General features: G+C 48.4%; 16 protein-coding genes and 1 tRNA gene. 13 read left to right on the top strand and 4 right to left on the bottom strand.

Annotated features, from left to right (window positions below; genetic code table 11):
• Positions 1 to 16: 16 nt before the first annotated feature.
• From T504_RS14070 to T504_RS0112995, 6 genes are all read left to right on the top strand, one after another.
• The gene (locus tag T504_RS14070; protein WP_081342188.1) at positions 17 to 688 is read left to right on the top strand and encodes a CsgG/HfaB family protein; all 672 of its coding nucleotides are present in this window, start codon (positions 17 to 19) and stop codon (positions 686 to 688) included.
• Between the two features lie 30 nt (positions 689 to 718).
• On the top strand, positions 719 to 1,540 hold the full coding sequence (locus T504_RS0113015) for a hypothetical protein (RefSeq protein WP_033171493.1): 822 nt from the start codon (positions 719 to 721) through the stop codon (positions 1,538 to 1,540).
• Positions 1,541 to 1,542: 2 nt separating this feature from the next.
• A complete protein-coding gene (locus T504_RS0113010) occupies positions 1,543 to 2,181 on the top strand; it encodes a CsgG/HfaB family protein (protein ID WP_033171492.1) in 639 nt (212 codons plus the stop codon).
• 41 nt (positions 2,182 to 2,222) lie between these two features.
• Positions 2,223 to 3,473 (top strand): hypothetical protein, encoded by a 1,251-nt coding sequence (locus T504_RS0113005; protein ID WP_033171491.1) that lies wholly within the window; start codon positions 2,223 to 2,225, stop codon positions 3,471 to 3,473.
• Positions 3,474 to 3,590: 117 nt separating this feature from the next.
• On the top strand, positions 3,591 to 4,463 hold the full coding sequence (locus tag T504_RS0113000; RefSeq protein WP_033171490.1) for a tetratricopeptide repeat protein: 873 nt from the start codon (positions 3,591 to 3,593) through the stop codon (positions 4,461 to 4,463).
• A 74-nt stretch (positions 4,464 to 4,537) separates the two neighbouring features.
• On the top strand, positions 4,538 to 4,915 hold the full coding sequence (locus tag T504_RS0112995) for a RidA family protein (protein ID WP_033171489.1): 378 nt from the start codon (positions 4,538 to 4,540) through the stop codon (positions 4,913 to 4,915).
• A 132-nt stretch (positions 4,916 to 5,047) separates the two neighbouring features.
• Here T504_RS0112995 and T504_RS0112990 read toward each other — a convergent pair.
• A tRNA-Arg gene (locus T504_RS0112990) sits at positions 5,048 to 5,125 on the bottom strand.
• Between the two features lie 325 nt (positions 5,126 to 5,450).
• Here T504_RS0112990 and T504_RS0112980 point away from each other — a divergent pair.
• From T504_RS0112980 to nirJ2, 7 genes are all read left to right on the top strand, one after another.
• On the top strand, positions 5,451 to 6,719 hold the full coding sequence (locus tag T504_RS0112980; protein WP_081823476.1) for an ABC transporter substrate-binding protein: 1,269 nt from the start codon (positions 5,451 to 5,453) through the stop codon (positions 6,717 to 6,719).
• A 15-nt stretch (positions 6,720 to 6,734) separates the two neighbouring features.
• On the top strand, positions 6,735 to 8,792 hold the full coding sequence (locus T504_RS0112975; protein ID WP_156033555.1) for a methyl-accepting chemotaxis protein: 2,058 nt from the start codon (positions 6,735 to 6,737) through the stop codon (positions 8,790 to 8,792).
• Between the two features lie 109 nt (positions 8,793 to 8,901).
• Complete coding sequence (locus T504_RS0112970; RefSeq protein WP_033171486.1) at positions 8,902 to 10,605, top strand: S-layer homology domain-containing protein; 1,704 nt, start codon at positions 8,902 to 8,904, stop codon at positions 10,603 to 10,605.
• A 19-nt stretch (positions 10,606 to 10,624) separates the two neighbouring features.
• The gene (locus tag T504_RS0112965) at positions 10,625 to 12,481 is read left to right on the top strand and encodes a glycosyl hydrolase 53 family protein (protein WP_033171485.1); all 1,857 of its coding nucleotides are present in this window, start codon (positions 10,625 to 10,627) and stop codon (positions 12,479 to 12,481) included.
• Positions 12,482 to 12,704: 223 nt separating this feature from the next.
• Positions 12,705 to 13,310, top strand: a complete 606-nt coding sequence (locus tag T504_RS0112960) for a TetR/AcrR family transcriptional regulator (protein ID WP_033171484.1) — start codon at positions 12,705 to 12,707, stop codon at positions 13,308 to 13,310.
• A gap of 40 nt (positions 13,311 to 13,350) precedes the next feature.
• Positions 13,351 to 14,538 carry a putative heme d1 biosynthesis radical SAM protein NirJ1 gene (gene nirJ1 / locus T504_RS0112955; protein ID WP_033171483.1) on the top strand — a complete coding sequence of 396 codons (1,188 nt, stop codon included), beginning with the start codon at positions 13,351 to 13,353 and terminating at the stop codon, positions 14,536 to 14,538.
• 1 nt (position 14,539) lies between these two features.
• Positions 14,540 to 15,541: a putative heme d1 biosynthesis radical SAM protein NirJ2 gene (gene nirJ2 / locus T504_RS0112950; protein WP_033171482.1), complete on the top strand. Its 1,002-nt coding sequence runs from the start codon at positions 14,540 to 14,542 to the stop codon at positions 15,539 to 15,541.
• A gap of 52 nt (positions 15,542 to 15,593) precedes the next feature.
• Here the strand turns inward: nirJ2 and T504_RS14065 are convergent, their stop codons facing one another.
• From T504_RS14065 to T504_RS15045, 3 genes are all read right to left on the bottom strand, one after another.
• Entirely contained in the window at positions 15,594 to 16,142 is a 549-nt protein-coding gene (locus tag T504_RS14065) for a hypothetical protein (RefSeq protein ID WP_051635403.1), read from the bottom strand.
• A gap of 32 nt (positions 16,143 to 16,174) precedes the next feature.
• On the bottom strand, positions 16,175 to 16,558 hold the full coding sequence (locus tag T504_RS0112940; RefSeq protein ID WP_033171481.1) for a hypothetical protein: 384 nt from the start codon (positions 16,556 to 16,558) through the stop codon (positions 16,175 to 16,177).
• 164 nt (positions 16,559 to 16,722) lie between these two features.
• Entirely contained in the window at positions 16,723 to 17,571 is an 849-nt protein-coding gene (locus T504_RS15045) for a methyl-accepting chemotaxis protein (protein ID WP_033171480.1), read from the bottom strand.
• Between the last annotated feature and the right edge of the window lie 154 nt (positions 17,572 to 17,725).

Raw genomic sequence — 17,725 nt, 5'->3', positions numbered from 1 at the left:
ATGAAAGGATGGATCGATGATGAAGTTAAAGGGAATTATGGCCGCTTTGTGCCTGGTAGTAACGCTGGTTATGGGAAACAGCTTGGCAAGTGCCGCTTCGGTGAGTATTCTGGATCACCCGACGCTGGCAGTTCTGCCTTTTGCCAATAAAGGGATTATCTCCAACGAGTGGGATCGTGAAGAGATGAATCAAATCCACGATTTTGCCATTGCGGAGCTGTTGAATACCGGCAGCTTTGACGTGGTAGAGCGTGCACGTTTGAAGGATGTAACGGATGAGATGGCACTGGCGATGAGTGGGATGACCAATCCTGAGACGGCAGCTCAGGTGGGAAATCTCACGGGAGCACAGTATTTGGTACTTGGCAGCATCAATTCGGTGACGACGCAGAAATCCTCCACTTCGGTCGTTGGTGCAGGAACGGACCGGTATAAGGTCTTTGCTACGGTTTCACTGCGTGTAGTGGATGTGGAAACGGGTCGAATCGTGCTGGCTGCTGTGGGCCGGGGAAAAGAGCACAATACGGTCGGCAAGCTTCCCCTTAACATCATCCGGATTGGTACGGCCAATGTTGACAAAGGCCAGGTAGAAACGGCGCTGGAAGAAGCGGTACACGACGCCATCTCAGGAAAACAAGGGCTGTTGGCCCGTATGAATGGCAAGGTAAAACCGGCGAAAAGACGCTGAGCCGGTTTGTGATAACAGAGGAGAACAGGAATGAAAGCATTTAGCCGGATTGCAGTGGCAGCTTTGGCCGGTTTCTCATTTCTTACGGGAAGTGTATCAGCGGCAGGTCTTTTCCATAATGCCGGAAGTGGACCACGTATTTTTATCGGTGAAGTTCAGAGTTATGGCGACTATGAATTAAAGCGCGAGGCCTTTGACACTTTTGCGGATAAGTTGTATCAGAACATGACGGCCAAAAATTTTCAGGTGGTAAGCAGAGCGGATATGACGAATGAAGCCGGCCGCCACGATGAAGGGACATCGGAGGAAGATGCGAAGTTGTCGATGATCCACATGGATGCAATCATCCATGGTCATTGGTTCGAGCATGGGGAAGCGGCGGCAAAACTGGTGCGCTATGCCGATGCTGCTATGGGGCGCAAGTATTTCTATGATGATGCGCGGATTGAAAATTGGCGCAAACAAAGTGGGGTTCCGTATCATCTGTCGCCGTCAATGATACAGCAGGCGGAGCAGATTGCCCAGAATTATGGGGCGCAATATATGCTATTCGTCAATCTCAAAGATGTCGATGTGCGCTTGAAGCACACCATGTTTGCTTCGCGGACGGAGCGCGAAACCCGTGGGAAAAAGGTGACCGCCGTGGTGGATTATTATCTCCTCAACACGGCCAATGGCAAGGTGTTTGAAGGTCATTGCGAGAACAAGAAGACGGCACAGCTCATGAACTTTGCCATTGTAAAAAATGGTAAAGGCATGAATGTTGATGAAATGCTCAATCAGGTAATGGCGGCTCAGGTTGAAGATATTGTGGCGGATTTGAACAAGAATGGCATGAAAGCGGTGCAATAACTATGGATACGACAAAATGGCTTCGAAAAATAGGGGTGGTTCTGCTCGGATGCGTGCTTATCGCTGGTATTTTTTCCTCGGCTGTGCAGGCCGCAGATCGGCCTGTGGTCATGGTGGTCGGCTTCCAGAATCGGGTGTCCAAATCAAAGGTGACGCTGACGGATTTTCAGATGGAACCGGAAGAAATGCTCCCCGGACCGCGCACGACGCTGGAAGCGGAATTGAGCCTGAGCCCTCGCATCGATGTGCGGACTATGGATACGGATGTCATCCGGGCCCGTTATGATGAGGTGGCCATTATGGAGCAGCTGGGAAAAGGCGAGATCATCCCCGAATTGGAAAATGAGGCCGATTATTTGATTTATGGATATCTGACGAATGTCAGCAATATCAAATCCCAGAGTGGGACCATCGGCGTAGGAGGCAAGGATAAGACCGCACATGTTGAACTCAGCATGCGCGTGATCGATGCGCATACCGGGCAAGTAGTCTTTGTCACAACGGCGGATTCGCGGCGCAAGAGCGAGCTCAATTATCGCGTCATTGTTCGGCGGAAAATGTCGGGAACGGAAACGGCTGTGAGCCGGGCACTCGATATTGCTGCGCAAAATCTGGCCTATAAATTTTTACAGGCAATGTGAGCGCTGGGGAGAGCTTGAAGAGAGAACAAGGGGTTATGCAGATGAAAAAAATACTTGGTTTTTTGGCTGTCGGTGTCCTGTTGTCTGGGACTTTCGGTATGTCACATGCTGCTGCTGCAGGAAATATTTGGATGGATGAAAGTGCCGACATTCAGGCAAAGCAGTTTCGCAAAGTCATTCTCTTACCCATGCGGGTGGGAAGCGAAGCCGTCGGACGTGTAGAGGCGAATCAAGGGTATAACAACTACCTGCATGCGCGCATCAACAAAAAGATAAAGAACACCAATTTCTTGGGCTTTGGCAATCAGTTGGAAGAAAAAAAGCAGATTTTGCGGGAAACTCCGGAATATCAGGCGCTGCTCGGGAACTTCAACAGTGAAGAAGGCCGAGCCAAAGCTATTTATGATGCCACCATGGCCGATGGCTATCTGGTTCCTCATCTGCGCCATCAGGAAGTGCGCGTGGATCGTTCGCCCGCTACTTGGACTACGGTCCGGATGGAGGCTTATCATGACATCATCAATGGCCCGAAGGGAAACAAATACAAAGTCAATTACCATACGTGGATTCAAAACCATCAGATCCCAGCGTATGACAACTACCTGCAGATGATGGACATGGATTTTGTCCTCTATGATGCATCGACCGGGAAAAAGGCTATGACGCTGGTGGATTATTATAAAAACTACGGTGTCGATGCGTGGCATGCCTACAAGCAGATTACCAAGAACTTTGTCGGTGATTGGGGGCGTTTGAAACGTCATGCCGCGCAAAAAGTGGCGAACAATGCCCCGACCATCAGTATTGGGAAAATCGCAATCCCTGAAGATATCAAGGATGACGAATTGACCGCCAAAACACTGGAATATGCAATCCAAGACGAGCTTGAAGATGGGTTGAAAAAGGTAAAACTCGACAATTCCGGCACGAAGACCCGTTATTATATCACAGGAAAAATCACGCGCTGCAATAGCGGCCAGACTTGGCATCCACCTTATGCGACGACCCAGACCATGTTTGATCATTCGGAGAAATTCCAATGGGAGGATTCGAATGGAAACAAGCAGACGGCAACGAAGAATTACTACCGGACGGTGATAACCAATCATTATGGGTATTACTCTTTTTGGTATGAGGTCGGTGTGGCCTTGCGCGTGATTGATTCGCAAACGGGCAGCATTGTCTGTAGTGTGTTCCGTACGGAAACCGATGATGATCGTTATGCAAACGCACTTCGCAAAAGTATCCGAAGACTATGCAAGGTTGTTGACAATAAAATAGGAGAAAGATAACGCCAATTAGCAAAATATTATAGGACAAAACTCCTAAATTAGCAGGTGCGGTTTATATTGGTTTATGTTAAAATAGGCTTATAGGATTGGAATTTGATGAGAAGAGGAGTTTCATGGATGAGAAAAGGAGTTATCTGCCTTTTAATACTGGCCTGCGTGACGCTGGCAGGCAGTGCTATGGCTAATGCTTCCCAGGCGTTGAATGAGGATGCGACGGTATCGGCTGTCGTTGAACCGGCCGAAAAGCCACTCGCAGTTATCACGGAGGAAAAGGTAGATGCTGTACTTCTCCCTGTGGATGGGACGGGCAACATCGCTGTTTCCGAAAAAGAAGAGCCAATAGAGCCAATCAAACAACCGCTGAAGAAACTCACCCTGGAGGAGGAGTTGGCGCAGGATCAGCAGCTTATCAATGATGATGAGGCGGAAAAGGCAATTGGAAATCTCACGGCTATCATTGAAGAGCGAGGTTGTCTGGTACCGGCTCGTGCCTATTATTTGCGTAGTGTGGCCTACTTCAATATGCAGAAGTATAACGATGCGCTGGGAGATGCCCAGACGGCCAGCCGTTTGGATGAGGATGAACCGCTTTATTATGTGCAAAAAGGGCTGATTCGTCTGGCGATTTCGCAGATGTACGATGCCATGGGACAGGATGCTGCTGTAAAGGAGCAGTGCGGCATGGTAGAGATGGACTCGGATAAATCGCTGGAATTTCAGCATCGCTATTGGCCTGCCTTGTTCTGCCGGGCAATCTCGAACTACATGCGTGGTTCCATCCATAAATCCCTGGAGGATTGCGGCGATGCGCTGAAACGTGGTGGTCGTGGAGTAAGCTTTGTCGAAGCGTTTAATGTCTATGTGCAGGCAGAACGGAGTGCCGGCGATGCTCGTTTCCCTACCGTGGATATTCAGCCCGTGCTCTTTAACAGCATCAATGGGTTGATGAATACACCCGACAAAAAGCAATGCATGGAGATTGCTGTGTAAACTTGTAACATATAGCGTTATAGGGTACAATAGCAGAAGATGAATTTATGAATGCTATTGCAGGAGGTACCCTTATGAACGTAATCCATACCCATGAAGCGCCGGCCGCAGTCGGTCCATATAGTCAGGCTGTTTTAGCTGGCAATACGCTTTATATGTCCGGCCAGATCGCCATTGACCCGGCAGTTGGCAAGATTGTTGCCACTACGATTGAAGACCAGGCAGAGCAGTGCTGCAAAAATATCGAAGCTGTTCTGGAAGCTGCGGGGACTGACATGAATCACGTAGTAAAGACAACCTGCTTTTTGGCAGATATTGCCGACTTCAAGGCATTCAATGAAGTATATGCCAAGCACTTTGTCAGCAAACCTGCCCGCAGCTGTGTAGCCGTAAAGGATTTACCAGCTGGTGCATTGTGCGAAGTGGAAGCCTTGGCTGTGGTGGAAGGATAAAAGAAAAAGGCCGCCCGATCAAGCAACAGTATGCTTGATCGGGCGGCCTTTTTGTATATGGAAGGGGATATAAAGAAGCTGTTATATACAAAAAAACCTTACCCCGTATAAGGTAAGGCTTTATCATTCAAATGGTGACCCAGGAGGGACTCGAACCCCCGACCCTTTGATTCGTAGTCAAATACTCTAATCCAGCTGAGCTACTGAGTCATGGTGTTGTTCGCTCTCGCAATCAACGTATATTATAATATCATGGTGTATATGTGTTGTCAACGCTTTTTTGAAAAAAGTTTTGGAAAAAGTTTTAGAATGAAAAATGTAGTGTCTTGTTGGGGAATAGTTATCGTGTTTGGGCCAATTTTAGGTAGAAAGAGTAGTTTTTATATCAATTACGAGAAAATAATAATATATGATTAGATATGCATATAAATAAGCGTGATTTAATTGTTTACTTGCGAGTTTATTTGTGGTAGAATTGGCCTGCTCATAAGATGTAAGGAAGAGTACAATTTCATAGTAGAGGGAGAAGAGACTTATGCAAAAAAGACTCAGAAGGCTTATGTGTCTGATTATGGTCTGTATGCTGGCAGCGTTGGCTGTTGGCTGTGGGAAACAGGCTGAGCGGAGCACACGGATTACAGTAGTGGGATGGAATACTGCAGCCGATACGTTCCGGGAACAGGCAGCCGCCTTTGAGAAACTGCATCCGGATATTAAAGTGGATGTACAGACTGTGGATTCGAGTTATACGCGTATTATGCCGCGTCTTACGGCTGGTACGGATTTGCCGGATGTAATGGTATTCCAGAATCGGGATTTTTCAACGTTCCTCAATCGCAACGAGGACGCATTCCTGGATTTAAGCAGTGACTTTGAGGATAGTCGCGATCGTTTTGTACCGGCATCCTGGGAAGCGGTAACGAAAGATGGCAAAATTTATGGCGTTCCTACCGATATGGGACCGGCGGCGTTATTTTACCGTTCCGATCTTTTTGACAAGGCTGGGATCAAGGTCGATGAGATTGAGACGTGGGAGGATTTAATTGCTGCGGGTAAGAAGTTATCGGCGGCGACAGGTGGCGAGACGGTCATGTTGGGAACCGCTGAGGATACGGATTTTTACGACCAGCTGCTCAACCAAGCTGGTGGACACTACGTATCGCAGGACGATAAAACGATCGTTTTGAATTCTGCCGAGGGGCAGAAAGCCATGGAACTCATGCAGCGCATGATAAAAGAAGGCGTGCTGAAAAATGTCGGCGACTGGGATGGCCGACTGATGGCTATGAAGCGCAGTCAGATTGCTGCTGTTCCTTATGGTGTTTGGTTTGCGGGAAATATTTCTTCGTCATTGCCAGACCAAAAGGGAAAATGGAAGATTATGCCGCTGCCGGCTATCGAAAAAGGTGGTGTTCGTGCTGCGAATGCTGGCGGATCGGTGGTGGCGATTGCGGCCAATTCCCGTCATAAAGAGGCGGCTATTGAATTTGTGAAATTCTGCGAGAACACCGATGAGGGCGAGGCTATCGCCCTGAAGCATGGATTGTTCCCGGCTTATACTCCAATTTATAAGAGCCAGGAATTCCAGAAGAGTGATGACTATTTTGGTTTTGCCATCTACACGATGTTTGCCAAGGTGGCCGAGGAGATTCAGCCCTTGCACCGTGGCCCGATATCGCTTGATAGCAGCAAGGCTACGAAGGAACTAATCCAGAATGTTATTGCGGGAAAAGATGTAAAGTCGTCGCTGGACGCAGCGGTCCGGGAAATCGCTGAAGCGACAGGCCTCAAGGCTGGCGAGTAAGGAGGCGGGATACCCTTGAGAAGAGAAAAAATCATGAATCGCTTAGTCGGAGTTTCAACGCTGGGGGCGAAATCAATCCGGATGAAATTGCTCCTGCTGGTTTTGCCAATCGTAGCTGTTGGTCTGGTGGTTCTTTCCGGAGTGATTTATCGCTATATGGATGGCGTCCTTGAGCGGCAGCTCCTCGACAGTGCTATCGTTGGTACGCAGGATACTACGGACTCCATCGGAAACTGGATGAATGAGCGCAAGCTGGAAACACAGCAGTCGACGCCAGCGTATATGAGTGCTGGCAGTGACAGTTCTGCCATTCAGAAGGCCAATGAGCCGCGCTGGAAGCTCATGAAGGAGCAGTTTGTGCGGTCGTATGATAATATTGGCTATGTGCCACTGGATGGAAATGGCAATTTGCTAAAAATAGGCAAGAATGGTCCGGGTACGGAAAATGTCAAAAATTTGGCTGCCTATGCCGATGTGGTCAAAGGCGATTCGGATCAGATCATTACGAAGCCAGAATTTGATAAAGCCGGCAATGTTGTTTTTGTCGTCGCTTCGGCATTAAAGGCGGCCGATGGCCATCGTGTGGGTATGGTCACTGCGGAAGTTACGCTGAATGAGGTCGAAGACAAGGTAAAGGCGCTTCATTTCGGCGATAATGGTTATAGCATCCTTATTGCTGGGGATGGTACCTATCTTTACAGTCCAAATCGTGACATGGTGCTGAATAAAAAAATTGAAGATATGGATGATCCAGCTGTCAAGGAGCTCGGCAAAAAGATGCAATCCGGCCGTGCCGATATGTTCCGCTATACGCAGAGCACTGGCGAGAAGATGATTGCCATTTACTATCCGGTGCCGGGAACGGGGTGGAGCTTGGCGACGATTGCTTATGAAGATGAGCTCTTTGCACCAGCGATGAATGCCTTGATGATTATGGCGGGGATTTCCTTGCTGCTGCTTATCCTTATCTCGATTGGTATTACGGTGGCAATCAATGTCATTACCAAACCGCTCAAGGGCATGATGGATGAGATGCACCGGCTGGCTTCGGGAGACTTCCGGGAGTATGAGAACGAAACGAAGTCTGACGATGAGTTGGGGCGTTTGGCCGAGGCGATGCAGTCGATGCGCAAAGATGTGAGTAAGGTAATCCAGACGGTACGCACGTCAGCGGAAAGTCTGGCGGCTTCGGTAGAGGAGCTTAATGCTACGACGGGACAGTCCGCGCAGGCATCGAGTCAGATTGCTGATGCCATTACCGCTGTAGCTGCCGGGGCATCCGAGCAGCTCGAGGCTGTGAATAGCACGACTGAGGCAATGGAACAGTTCAATACGAATATTGAGGATATTACCAAGCGTACGCGACAGGCAGCCGATAAGGGGCATGAAGCGGCATCGGTTGCACAGGCTGGCGGCGATCAGCTGAATAAGGCCATCAGCCAGATCAAGCGCATTGCGGAAACTACTGAGGAATCGACGCGTATGGTTATGGAGCTTGGCAAGCGTTCCGATGAAATTGGCAATATTGTGGATACGATTTCGGATATTGCCGAGCAGACAAATCTCTTGGCGCTCAATGCGGCCATTGAGGCGGCGCGTGCTGGTGATGCCGGACGCGGGTTTGCGGTAGTGGCTGATGAGGTCAGAAAACTGGCTGAGTCCAGCCAGCGGGCAGCGAAGCAGATTGCGGACCTCATTGCGATGATTCAGCAGGATACGCAGACGGTAGTAGCTGGTATCCAAGCTGGTGATGAAGAGGTCAAAAGTGGTACGGAGTCGATTCTGTCGACTGGGGAAGCGTTCAAGAGTATCGTGGCGATTGTCGATGAGGTATCGGGGCAGCTTGATGGCATAAATCAGGCGGTACAGCGCGTATCAAAGAGTGGCGAGACCATTGACGATAATGTCCGTACGATGAAGAACGCCAGCCAGCAGACGGCGCAGCAGGCTGAGACTGTTTCCGCGACTACGGAGGAGCAAACAGCGGCGGTTCATGAAATCGCTGATGCTAGCCAGACGCTGGCGCAGATGGCAGATGAACTGCATGAAAATGTCGCTTTGTTTAAACTTTAAGAAAAGCTATGATACAGGTTGCTAGGATGCATCAGAGCGAAACTCCACAAAGTGGCTTCGGTGCATCTTTAGAATAAAAGAAGTAAGGTTTTAGGGATTAGGAGGAAAAATGAATAAAAAAGTTCTTACCGCAGCACTGCTCACCACGGTGGCTATGACGTCTTCGGCGACAGGTTATGCCGCTAAGAATCCGTTTAAGGATCTCCCGCAGGATCACTGGGCTTATGATGCCGTGACTATGCTGGCCAAAGATGGTGTTATTGAGGGCGATAATGGTTATTTCCATGGCAATCGTACGCTGAACCGTTATGAGATGGCAGAAATTGTCGCTAAGGCAATGGCTAACTTCGACAAGGCAAAACCAGCGGATAAAGGTGCGATTCGTAAACTTAAACGCGAATTTGCCAGCGAGCTCAGCGACATTGATGACCGGCTGACGGCGGTGGAAGAAGATGTGAATTATCTCAAAAAGACGCAGTCCAGCTTTAAGTGGTATGGCGATGCCCGCATCCGTTTCTTCCAGAACAAGGATAATAAGATGACGCATCCCAATACTTATTGGGGAAATCCGCAGGCGGGCAAAGAAAAGCAGTTTGAGAAACGCTTGCGTCTGGGGATGTATGCGGAACCGGCTAAGAACCTCGTAGTAGATGGCCGTTTGAAATATGAGGATTCGTCCTTTGTTCATAGCGGCGCTCAGTACGATAATACGCCGGCAAATGCGAATCTTAACTCTTGGGACAATAGTGATCGCAACCAGAACTCGGTACGCCTCGATAAACTGAGCCTGAAGTGGAAGAATGCCGGTACGACGCTGGTAGTAGGCCGCAATGAGTTTAACCTCGGTCAGGGCCTCTTGTGGTGGGAGAACTCCATGGACGGTGCCTATGTATCCCATGAGTTCGGCCCGCGGTTTAATCTCATGGCTGGATGGGGCGATATGGCAGCCGAAGGCTGGCATGATGTGAATATGCCGGCATATTTTGCCAATGCCGAGTACAAGGCTAGCAAGGCTACGAAGTTCACGGTGGCAATGCTGCATACGACGGATAAATTGAAGGCACACAGCTCTAGTTTTAATACAAGCTTGGATTATACGTACACGAGAATAGATGAAAACGCGACGGTAAAGGGAACCGATGGTCATGATTATTGGATGGAGGGCAAATCCTGGACGGCAGACGATGGAACGGTAATGGGCTATGGCTGGAGCGAACAGGATAAGCAAAGCATGAATTTTGCTTTGGATACGTCTGATGGGAATTTGAAGGAGAAACTCAATGGTGCGACGACAACTACGATCTCGAAATGGGATGAAAAAGACTATAAGTTCAATCAGATTGCCATTGGTGTCAATACCCAGCTTTCCAACAAGGTCAACCTCATTGCTGAGGGGGTCCGCAATAATATCACGGGCAACTCGGTGACGGGAGATGCGAGAAATGCCCGCATCAACAAAAATGGTTTCTGGACACGTCTTACCTATGGCAAGATGGATTGGAATAAGCCGGGGTCCTGGAAAGTCTATGCGGATTATGTAGCGCTGGGCAATGCCTCGGTTGATTCAGTATTCTGGGGCCATCACCTTAATTTTGCCGGCGGCAACAGCTCCTTCAAGGGCAGCGATAACCGCTGGGGGAATGGTACCCGCGGTTGGGGACTTGGTACACAGATTATGCTGGCGTCCAATACCAACTTTGAGCTGGCTTACTATAAACTCAATCCGTATGATAAGCACTGGGGCGATGGGGATTACGGTACTTTTGGCCGTTATGATGATATCCTGCTGGCCGCATTGTCGTATAGCTTCTGATGTTTGGTGAGGTAGGAAAATGAAAAAAACGATGTTGAAATCGCTGATGCTTTCGGCATTGGCTGCGGGCACATTTTGCTTTGGATTTTCCTCGTCGGAGGCTGCTGTGCAGGTCAATCCGATTCCGGGATTGCGTGAGGATTTTATCAAGGGTGCCGATGTATCTATGCTGCCGGAGATGGAAGCCTTGGGGGCAAAATTCTATGATACTGACGGCCAAGAGATGGATGAGCTTCAGATAATGAAGAATCATGGCGTCAATTGGATTCGCGTTCGCATCTGGAATGATCCAAAACACGGTGTCTTGGGCGGCGGTGGCAATACCGATGAAGCTCGGGCCGTCGAACTCGCGAAGCGTGCAAAGGCGTTAGGGCTCAAGGTCTTGGTGGATTTCCATTACAGCGATGGCTGGGCGGACCCGCTGCAGCAGTATACGCCGAATGCTTGGAAAAAGGATAACAAAGACCAGCTGGTACAGCATGTCTATGAGTACACGCAAAAGGTCGTAAAGAACTTCCAGAGTCAGGGCGCTACGCCGGATATGATTCAGATTGGCAACGAAATCAACAATGGTATGATGTGGCCAATCGGCAAGCTGCCGGGCAATGACAATGGCAAGGCTTTTGCGGAGCTCATGTCCAGCGGCCTCAAGGCGGTTCGCGACATCGATCCTTCGATTAAGCTGATGATCCATCTGCCGGATGGTGCAGATAATGGGATGTATCGCAAGTTCTTCGACCGCCTGGTGAAGGATAATGGCGTCAATGATTTTGACGTTATCGGTTTTTCCTATTACCCGTTCTGGCATGGTTCCCTCGCGGCACTTCAGAAGAATCTTGATGACATGGCCACGCGTTATGGCAAGGACGTAGTAGTGGCTGAGACCGCTTATGGTTTCACTACGGATAACTACGATATGGAAAAAAATCACTATGGCAAGGCTGAGGAACGTCGTTCGAATTTTGCCGCTACCGTACAGGGGCAGGCATCAGGACTGCGTGGCGTCATGAATGATTTAGCAAGCGTTCCCAATGGCCGTGGACTGGGAATGTTCTATTGGGAACCAGACTGGTATGCCGTGCCAGGGGCTGGCTGGAAAGCTGGTGCTGGCAACAACTGGGAAAATCTTGCGATGTTCGATAAGGATGGCAAGGCGCTGGAATCGTGGAATGTCTATCGCGATGTTACGGACTATAGCTTGAAATCTGAGCAAATCAAGGTAAGCGATATTGATTACCTTGATGCACAGGGCAGTGCCGGTATTCCAGTTTCCCTGCCGGAGCAGGTCCTGGTTACTTTTTCGGATGATCATATGGAGACGCTGCCGATTTCATGGGAAAATGCAGCCCCTGTTTTTGACCAAGATGGCGATTACACGGTAACGGGAAAAATCCCAGCAATTGGTCAGTCTGTTGACTGTGATATTGAGATAAAGCCTAAGGCAAATCTCCTGAAAAATGGTGATTTCGAGACGATGTCCTTGGCCGGCTGGACGGTCGAAGGCGATAAATGGACGGTTACGCCGACCAGTGGCAAAGGCGATGCCAAGGGGCAGGGTTCCATGCACTATTGGGGTGGTGGCAATTACCACTTCACCATGAGTCAGGAAGTCACTGGCCTTACTGATGGAAAATACACGGTTCAGGTCAGCTCGCAGGGAAAATATGATGATTCGAAGTTCCAGCTTTTTGTCATTGGTGATAATGGGGAGAAGAAGACGGTGCCAATCACCAATAATGGTTGGAATAAATGGCAGACCGTAAAGATAACGGATGTTGAGATCAAAGGCGGCAAAGCTGTGGTTGGTCTTGAAATGCAGGGTAAGCCAGATAAATGGGGCTCAGCAGATAATTTCAAATTCTATCGTCAGGATTGACCGGTCAATTGACAAGTCAAAAATGACAAGAAAACCGGATTCGTCGTTAGGATGGGTCCGGTTTTTACTATGCAGAAAGAAGGATTTTTGCTAAGATTTCACGAAATATGAATATAGTTCATTTTTATCTTTTCACTACGATAATTTTTCGATATAATAGAATAGGAAAAGATAAATCAAACGATATATCAATACGAAATGCCTTAGGATAGGAGCGAGTGAGATGGAGGAGAAAATGGGGCGTCGGGAACGCAAAAAATTGCAGTCCCGCAAGGCGATACTCGATGCAGCGGTAGAGCAGTTCAGCCAAAAAGGATTCAAGGAAACCTCGGTGGCAGATATCATGAACGCGGCAGATTTGGGAATCGGAACTTTTTATAATTATTTTCAGTCCAAAGAAGAGATTCTCGTACAATTGATACAGCAGATGGTAACCGAGGTGGCTGAGGCTTTGCGGGAGCTCAAAGCGGCAAATCGTCCAGCCGATGAACTTTTGGAGGCTGGCTGCCGTATTACCGCGTGCTTTTTGGATAAAAACCGTTATGTATTGCCGCTGTTTATTTCGGCAGCAGAGCACTCGGGACTTCCAGAGGGCAGCGATAAGCAGCCCAAAGTAGCATCCCCTGGCTTTAAGGGCCTTTACGAGCGCATCCTGCGGGAAGGACAGGAACGCGGAGAGATTCGTCAGGACGTACCGCCAGAGCTCATTGCGGAGATGTTCCATTCCATTTATCAGGCAGCAGCGCTTAGCAAACTGAATATATCGTTTCAGGAAAATATTGAGATGAAGACGCGGTTGATTCTTGATGGCATTCGGTTGAGAAAATAATAGGATTGTGTGTTTAGATGTTTTAGGAGTGTAGGAAGTAATGATTAGTGTAACGAAGCTGTTATTTGCGCGCGAGTATTTTGGGGACAATTTGCGCTATACCAAGAATGCGCATTCGATGAGAAATGGTGCAGCAGAGGGGATGGGCCCGGTGGTTGTCTGGAACTCCACCAAGACTTGCAACCTCAAATGCATGCATTGCTATATGGGATCGGATGCATCGAAATACCAGAACGAGCTGACAACTGAGGAAGCCAAGAAGTTCATCGATGATTTGGCAGATTTCAAAGTGCCGGTTTTGCTGTTCTCAGGTGGGGAGCCGCTCATCCGGCCAGACTTTTTCGAGCTGGCCGAATATGCACAGAAAAAAGGCGTCCGTCCGACGCTTTCGACAAACGGTACTTTGATTACGCGGGAAGTGGCTCAGCGTATCAAAGATATTGGCGTGGGCTATGTCGGTATCTCGCTGGACGGCCTGAAAGATGTCAACGATAAATTCCGAGGTGTTGAGGGGGCCTATGAAAAGGCGATGGCAGGCATTAAGAACTGTGTCGCTGTAGGTCAGCGTGTCGGACTTCGTTTCACGATTAATCATCATAACATCCAGGAGCTCGATAATATCTTTGATTTTATCGAACGCGAAAATATTAATCGCGTTTGTTTCTATCATCTGGTTTATTCTGGCCGCGGTGAGCATATGGTGGATCAGGATGTTACGCCGGAAGAATCCCGCCATGCTATGGACATCATCATTCGCCGTACGAAGGATTTTGAAGAGCGGGGCCTCGAAAAAGAAATCCTGACGGTGGATAATCACTGTGATGGCGTCTATATGTACCTCAAGGCATTGGCTGCTGGTGAAGATGAGACGGCGGCACAGATTAAGAAGTACATCGCCATGAATGGCGGCAATCGCTCGGGCATTGCCTTTGGCGAAGTTGATCCGCTAGGCTATGTTCATCCGGACCAGTTCACGCAGCATCATACCTTCGGGAATGTGCGGGAGCGTAAATTTGGCGATATCTGGTCGGATGTATCTAATCCGATTATGGCAGGACTTAAAGATCGTAAGCCACTGCTCAAGGGGCGTTGTGCGAAATGCAAATGGCTCGACAACTGCAATGGCAACTTCCGCACCCGGGCCGAAGCGGTCACGGGCGATTTCTGGGAATCGGACCCCTCCTGCTATCTGACCGATGAAGAAATTGGTTTGACGGAGGGCAAATAAGATGAAAATCATATCCTGGAATACGACGAATGCCTGCAATATGTACTGCGCGCATTGTTATCGCGATGCGGGCTGCAAGGCCGAGGAAGAGCTGAACACGGAGGAGGCAAAAAAACTCCTGCGTGAGATAGCCAAGGCAGGCTTTAAAATCATGATTTTTTCGGGCGGCGAGCCACTCACACGTCCGGATATCTTTGAGCTGGTGAAATATGCTGCCGATTTGCATTTGATTCCGGTATTTGGTACCAATGGTACGCTGATTACGCCGGAAGTAGCTGGAAAGCTTAAAGAGGCTGGGGCGAAAGGCATGGGAATTTCGCTCGATTCACTGGATAAGGCAAAGCATGACAAATTCCGCAATTTCCCTGGTGGTTGGGATGGTGCTGTGGCGGGGATGAAGAACTGCCGCGAGGCGGGAATTCCCTTCCAGATTCACATGACTATTATGGACTGGAATCAGGCAGAAGTAGAAGATATGGTGGACTTTGCCGTGGAACTTGGCGCAAAAGCCGTGCATTTCTTCTTCCTCGTACCGACGGGAAGGGCTAAGACTATCGAGGAAGAATCCCTGCGGGCAGAACAGTACGAAAGCGTACTCACGCGCATTATGAAAAAACAGCAGGAAGTCGATATCGAACTCAAACCGACCTGTGCGCCACAGTTCCTGCGAATCGCGGATCAGCTTGGCTATAAGAGTCGTTTCCATCGCGGTTGTTTGGCAGGTCTTTCGTATTGCATCATCAGCCCGCGGGGAAAGGTGCAGCCCTGTGCTTACCTCAATATGGAACTCGGCGATGTTCACGAAACGCCATTTGATGAAATCTGGGAGAACAGTGAGGTCTTAAAAAAACTCAGAACTCTCGACTATAGTGGCGGTTGTGGTACTTGCAACTACAAAGGTGCCTGTGGCGGTTGCCGTGCCCGCGCCGCCTACTATCACGAAGGGGACTACATGTCCGAAGAACCGTGGTGCCTGTATCACGGCCGTCGTGGTGAGAAATAAGAAAATATAAAAAATCTCGTTAACTTAGTAAAAGTTAGCGAGATTTTTTGTTTTAGTTCATATATTTAATAGACGATAAAAAATCTTCATCGATAACACGATAATAATGCTGAAGCATTGGGCTGTATCCTAATGTGTCGTTGTAAAAACGCATCTTGCAGGCTGAAACAAAAGCCACTTCTGCTGTGTAAGGAATAAATGGGTCTCCCTCTGCATAAGTATGATCACGATTGATATCCCAAAGAGACCAATTACCAGCGTGGTACGAAGCCATTTTCTTGTTGTCATAATTATAGAGAAAATAGTGGGGGTTAGTATCCCCTACGGTATAGGGAGCACCCTTATATGTTCCATAAGTTTGCCCGTATGTTTCAGAAAATGTAATGAAGACAACATTTATAGCGATTAGGTAAGCAGGTGGTTGTGATTCCTTTATAATCGCAGATGTTCTATCCGCATAACTACCTACGCCTTGATGGGCGGAGACCAGAACATAATTGCCGTTGCCGAGAGTTTCCGGATATAGTGAATCGGCTTGTCCTATTGAACAAGGGATAAATAGCAGCAGGGCGAAAAAACAAGATGTCAGTATTCGCAACATAATGTACCACGCTCCTTAGCGGATTATTTTCGTCAATGTCCTGTTATATGTGCCGACCATACGGTTTGGTAGTGGCTATAAATATTGTGTTCGACGGGTGACCATTGGTCGAGGCCGCTGGCATTTATTTCCCCACTGCGGCCATCAGAACTGCTGAACGTCTCGATGTATCCATTAGGGCCCACGCCGCCGGAAAAAACATAATGGATGTAATTGCGTACTTCGTTATTTCGAACCGATTTTATCGTGACTTCAAAGTTTCGATAGTTTCCAATTTTTATGCTATCCGACATTAGCCAAGCATGGTTGCCATTGGAATATTGCCCCATGTAATAATCGGTGGCATAGACTGGAGAAATGCATATGGTACATAGCATAAGCAGCATACCAGCAAACACGGAACTGATTTTTTTCATACGTACACATCCTTTCTTATAGGTTCGGTATAGAAAAAAACGTGAAATATAACGGCAGTTGTATATGTGCAAATTTCTATAAAGAGCGATGGATTCCTGCTGGATAGGGAGAGAAAAAATTGCAAACAAAAGGAACTGCCTTGGGGCAGTTCCTTTTGACGTTCTTATTTGAACAGAGCGATAAATTTGTTGAGTTGTTCGGCCGCCTGGGTTACTTTTGCCAGGTGGGCGGTGATTTCTTCGGTGGAGGCAGCCTGTTCTTCGCTGATGGCACCCGTCGATTCAATCGTGCGCGAGATTTCGTTGACGGCAGTATTCATTTCTGCCAGAGTGGACTGAATCTTTTCGGTAGCTTCACGAGACTGCTCGGCGAGTTTCCGGACTTCTTCGGCAACAACGGCAAAACCGCGGCCCTGTTCCCCTGCGCGAGCGGCCTCGATGGCGGCATTGAGACCGAGAAGGTTGGTCTGACCAGCGATATTGGTGATGAAATCGATGACTTTCAGAGTGTCGGCATTGCGTTCCTGCAAGAATTTTGCCTGCTCGACCGACTGCTGGCCCGCTTTTGCCAGCTCACCTGCGCTTTGTGCGACTTGTTCGACAGCATCATAGACGGTCTTGGTGGCCGTGGTGATGTCTTCGATGGAACGAACCAGATTCATATTGCTTTCCATGTCTACGCCGGTGCTGATTGTACCGATGACATTGCCGTTTACGCCATGAATCGGGGCGAAAATTGTCTTGATGGGAACACCGTAAACGCTAGCATCCTGGTCATCATAGGTGATGCGGTCGTGTTTGATGCATTCCTGGATGGTCGGAATGTCTTTGATGGGCATTCCGGGTTTGATTTTGATGTCGAGGGTCTTTCCCTTCACATAATCAATATATTCCGTGAGGTTGGTGAGTCCAATGACAACATCCTCGCGAACAATATTATTGATATAAGGGATTACCACTTTGAATGCATTCAGAATGTCTTCGTCTGATTTGATAAGCTCTGGAAAAGCCATGTTTAGTACCTCCTTCATACTACATCTTTTCTCTTCCTATTATTCCGCATCGAATATCAATAATCCTTTTTCAAAAAAAAATAGTGGTGAATTATCCTTTTGCTGGTGGTATAACTCGCTGATTTACGGTATAATATATGCATTACGAAATGGA

The sequence above is a fragment of the Selenomonas sp. ND2010 genome (assembly GCF_000702005.1).
In the GTDB taxonomy this organism is placed as follows: domain Bacteria; phylum Bacillota; class Negativicutes; order Selenomonadales; family Selenomonadaceae; genus Selenomonas_A.
The sequence above is the reverse complement of the archived record's forward strand: the minus strand, read 5'-3'. Positions and strand labels throughout refer to the sequence as shown.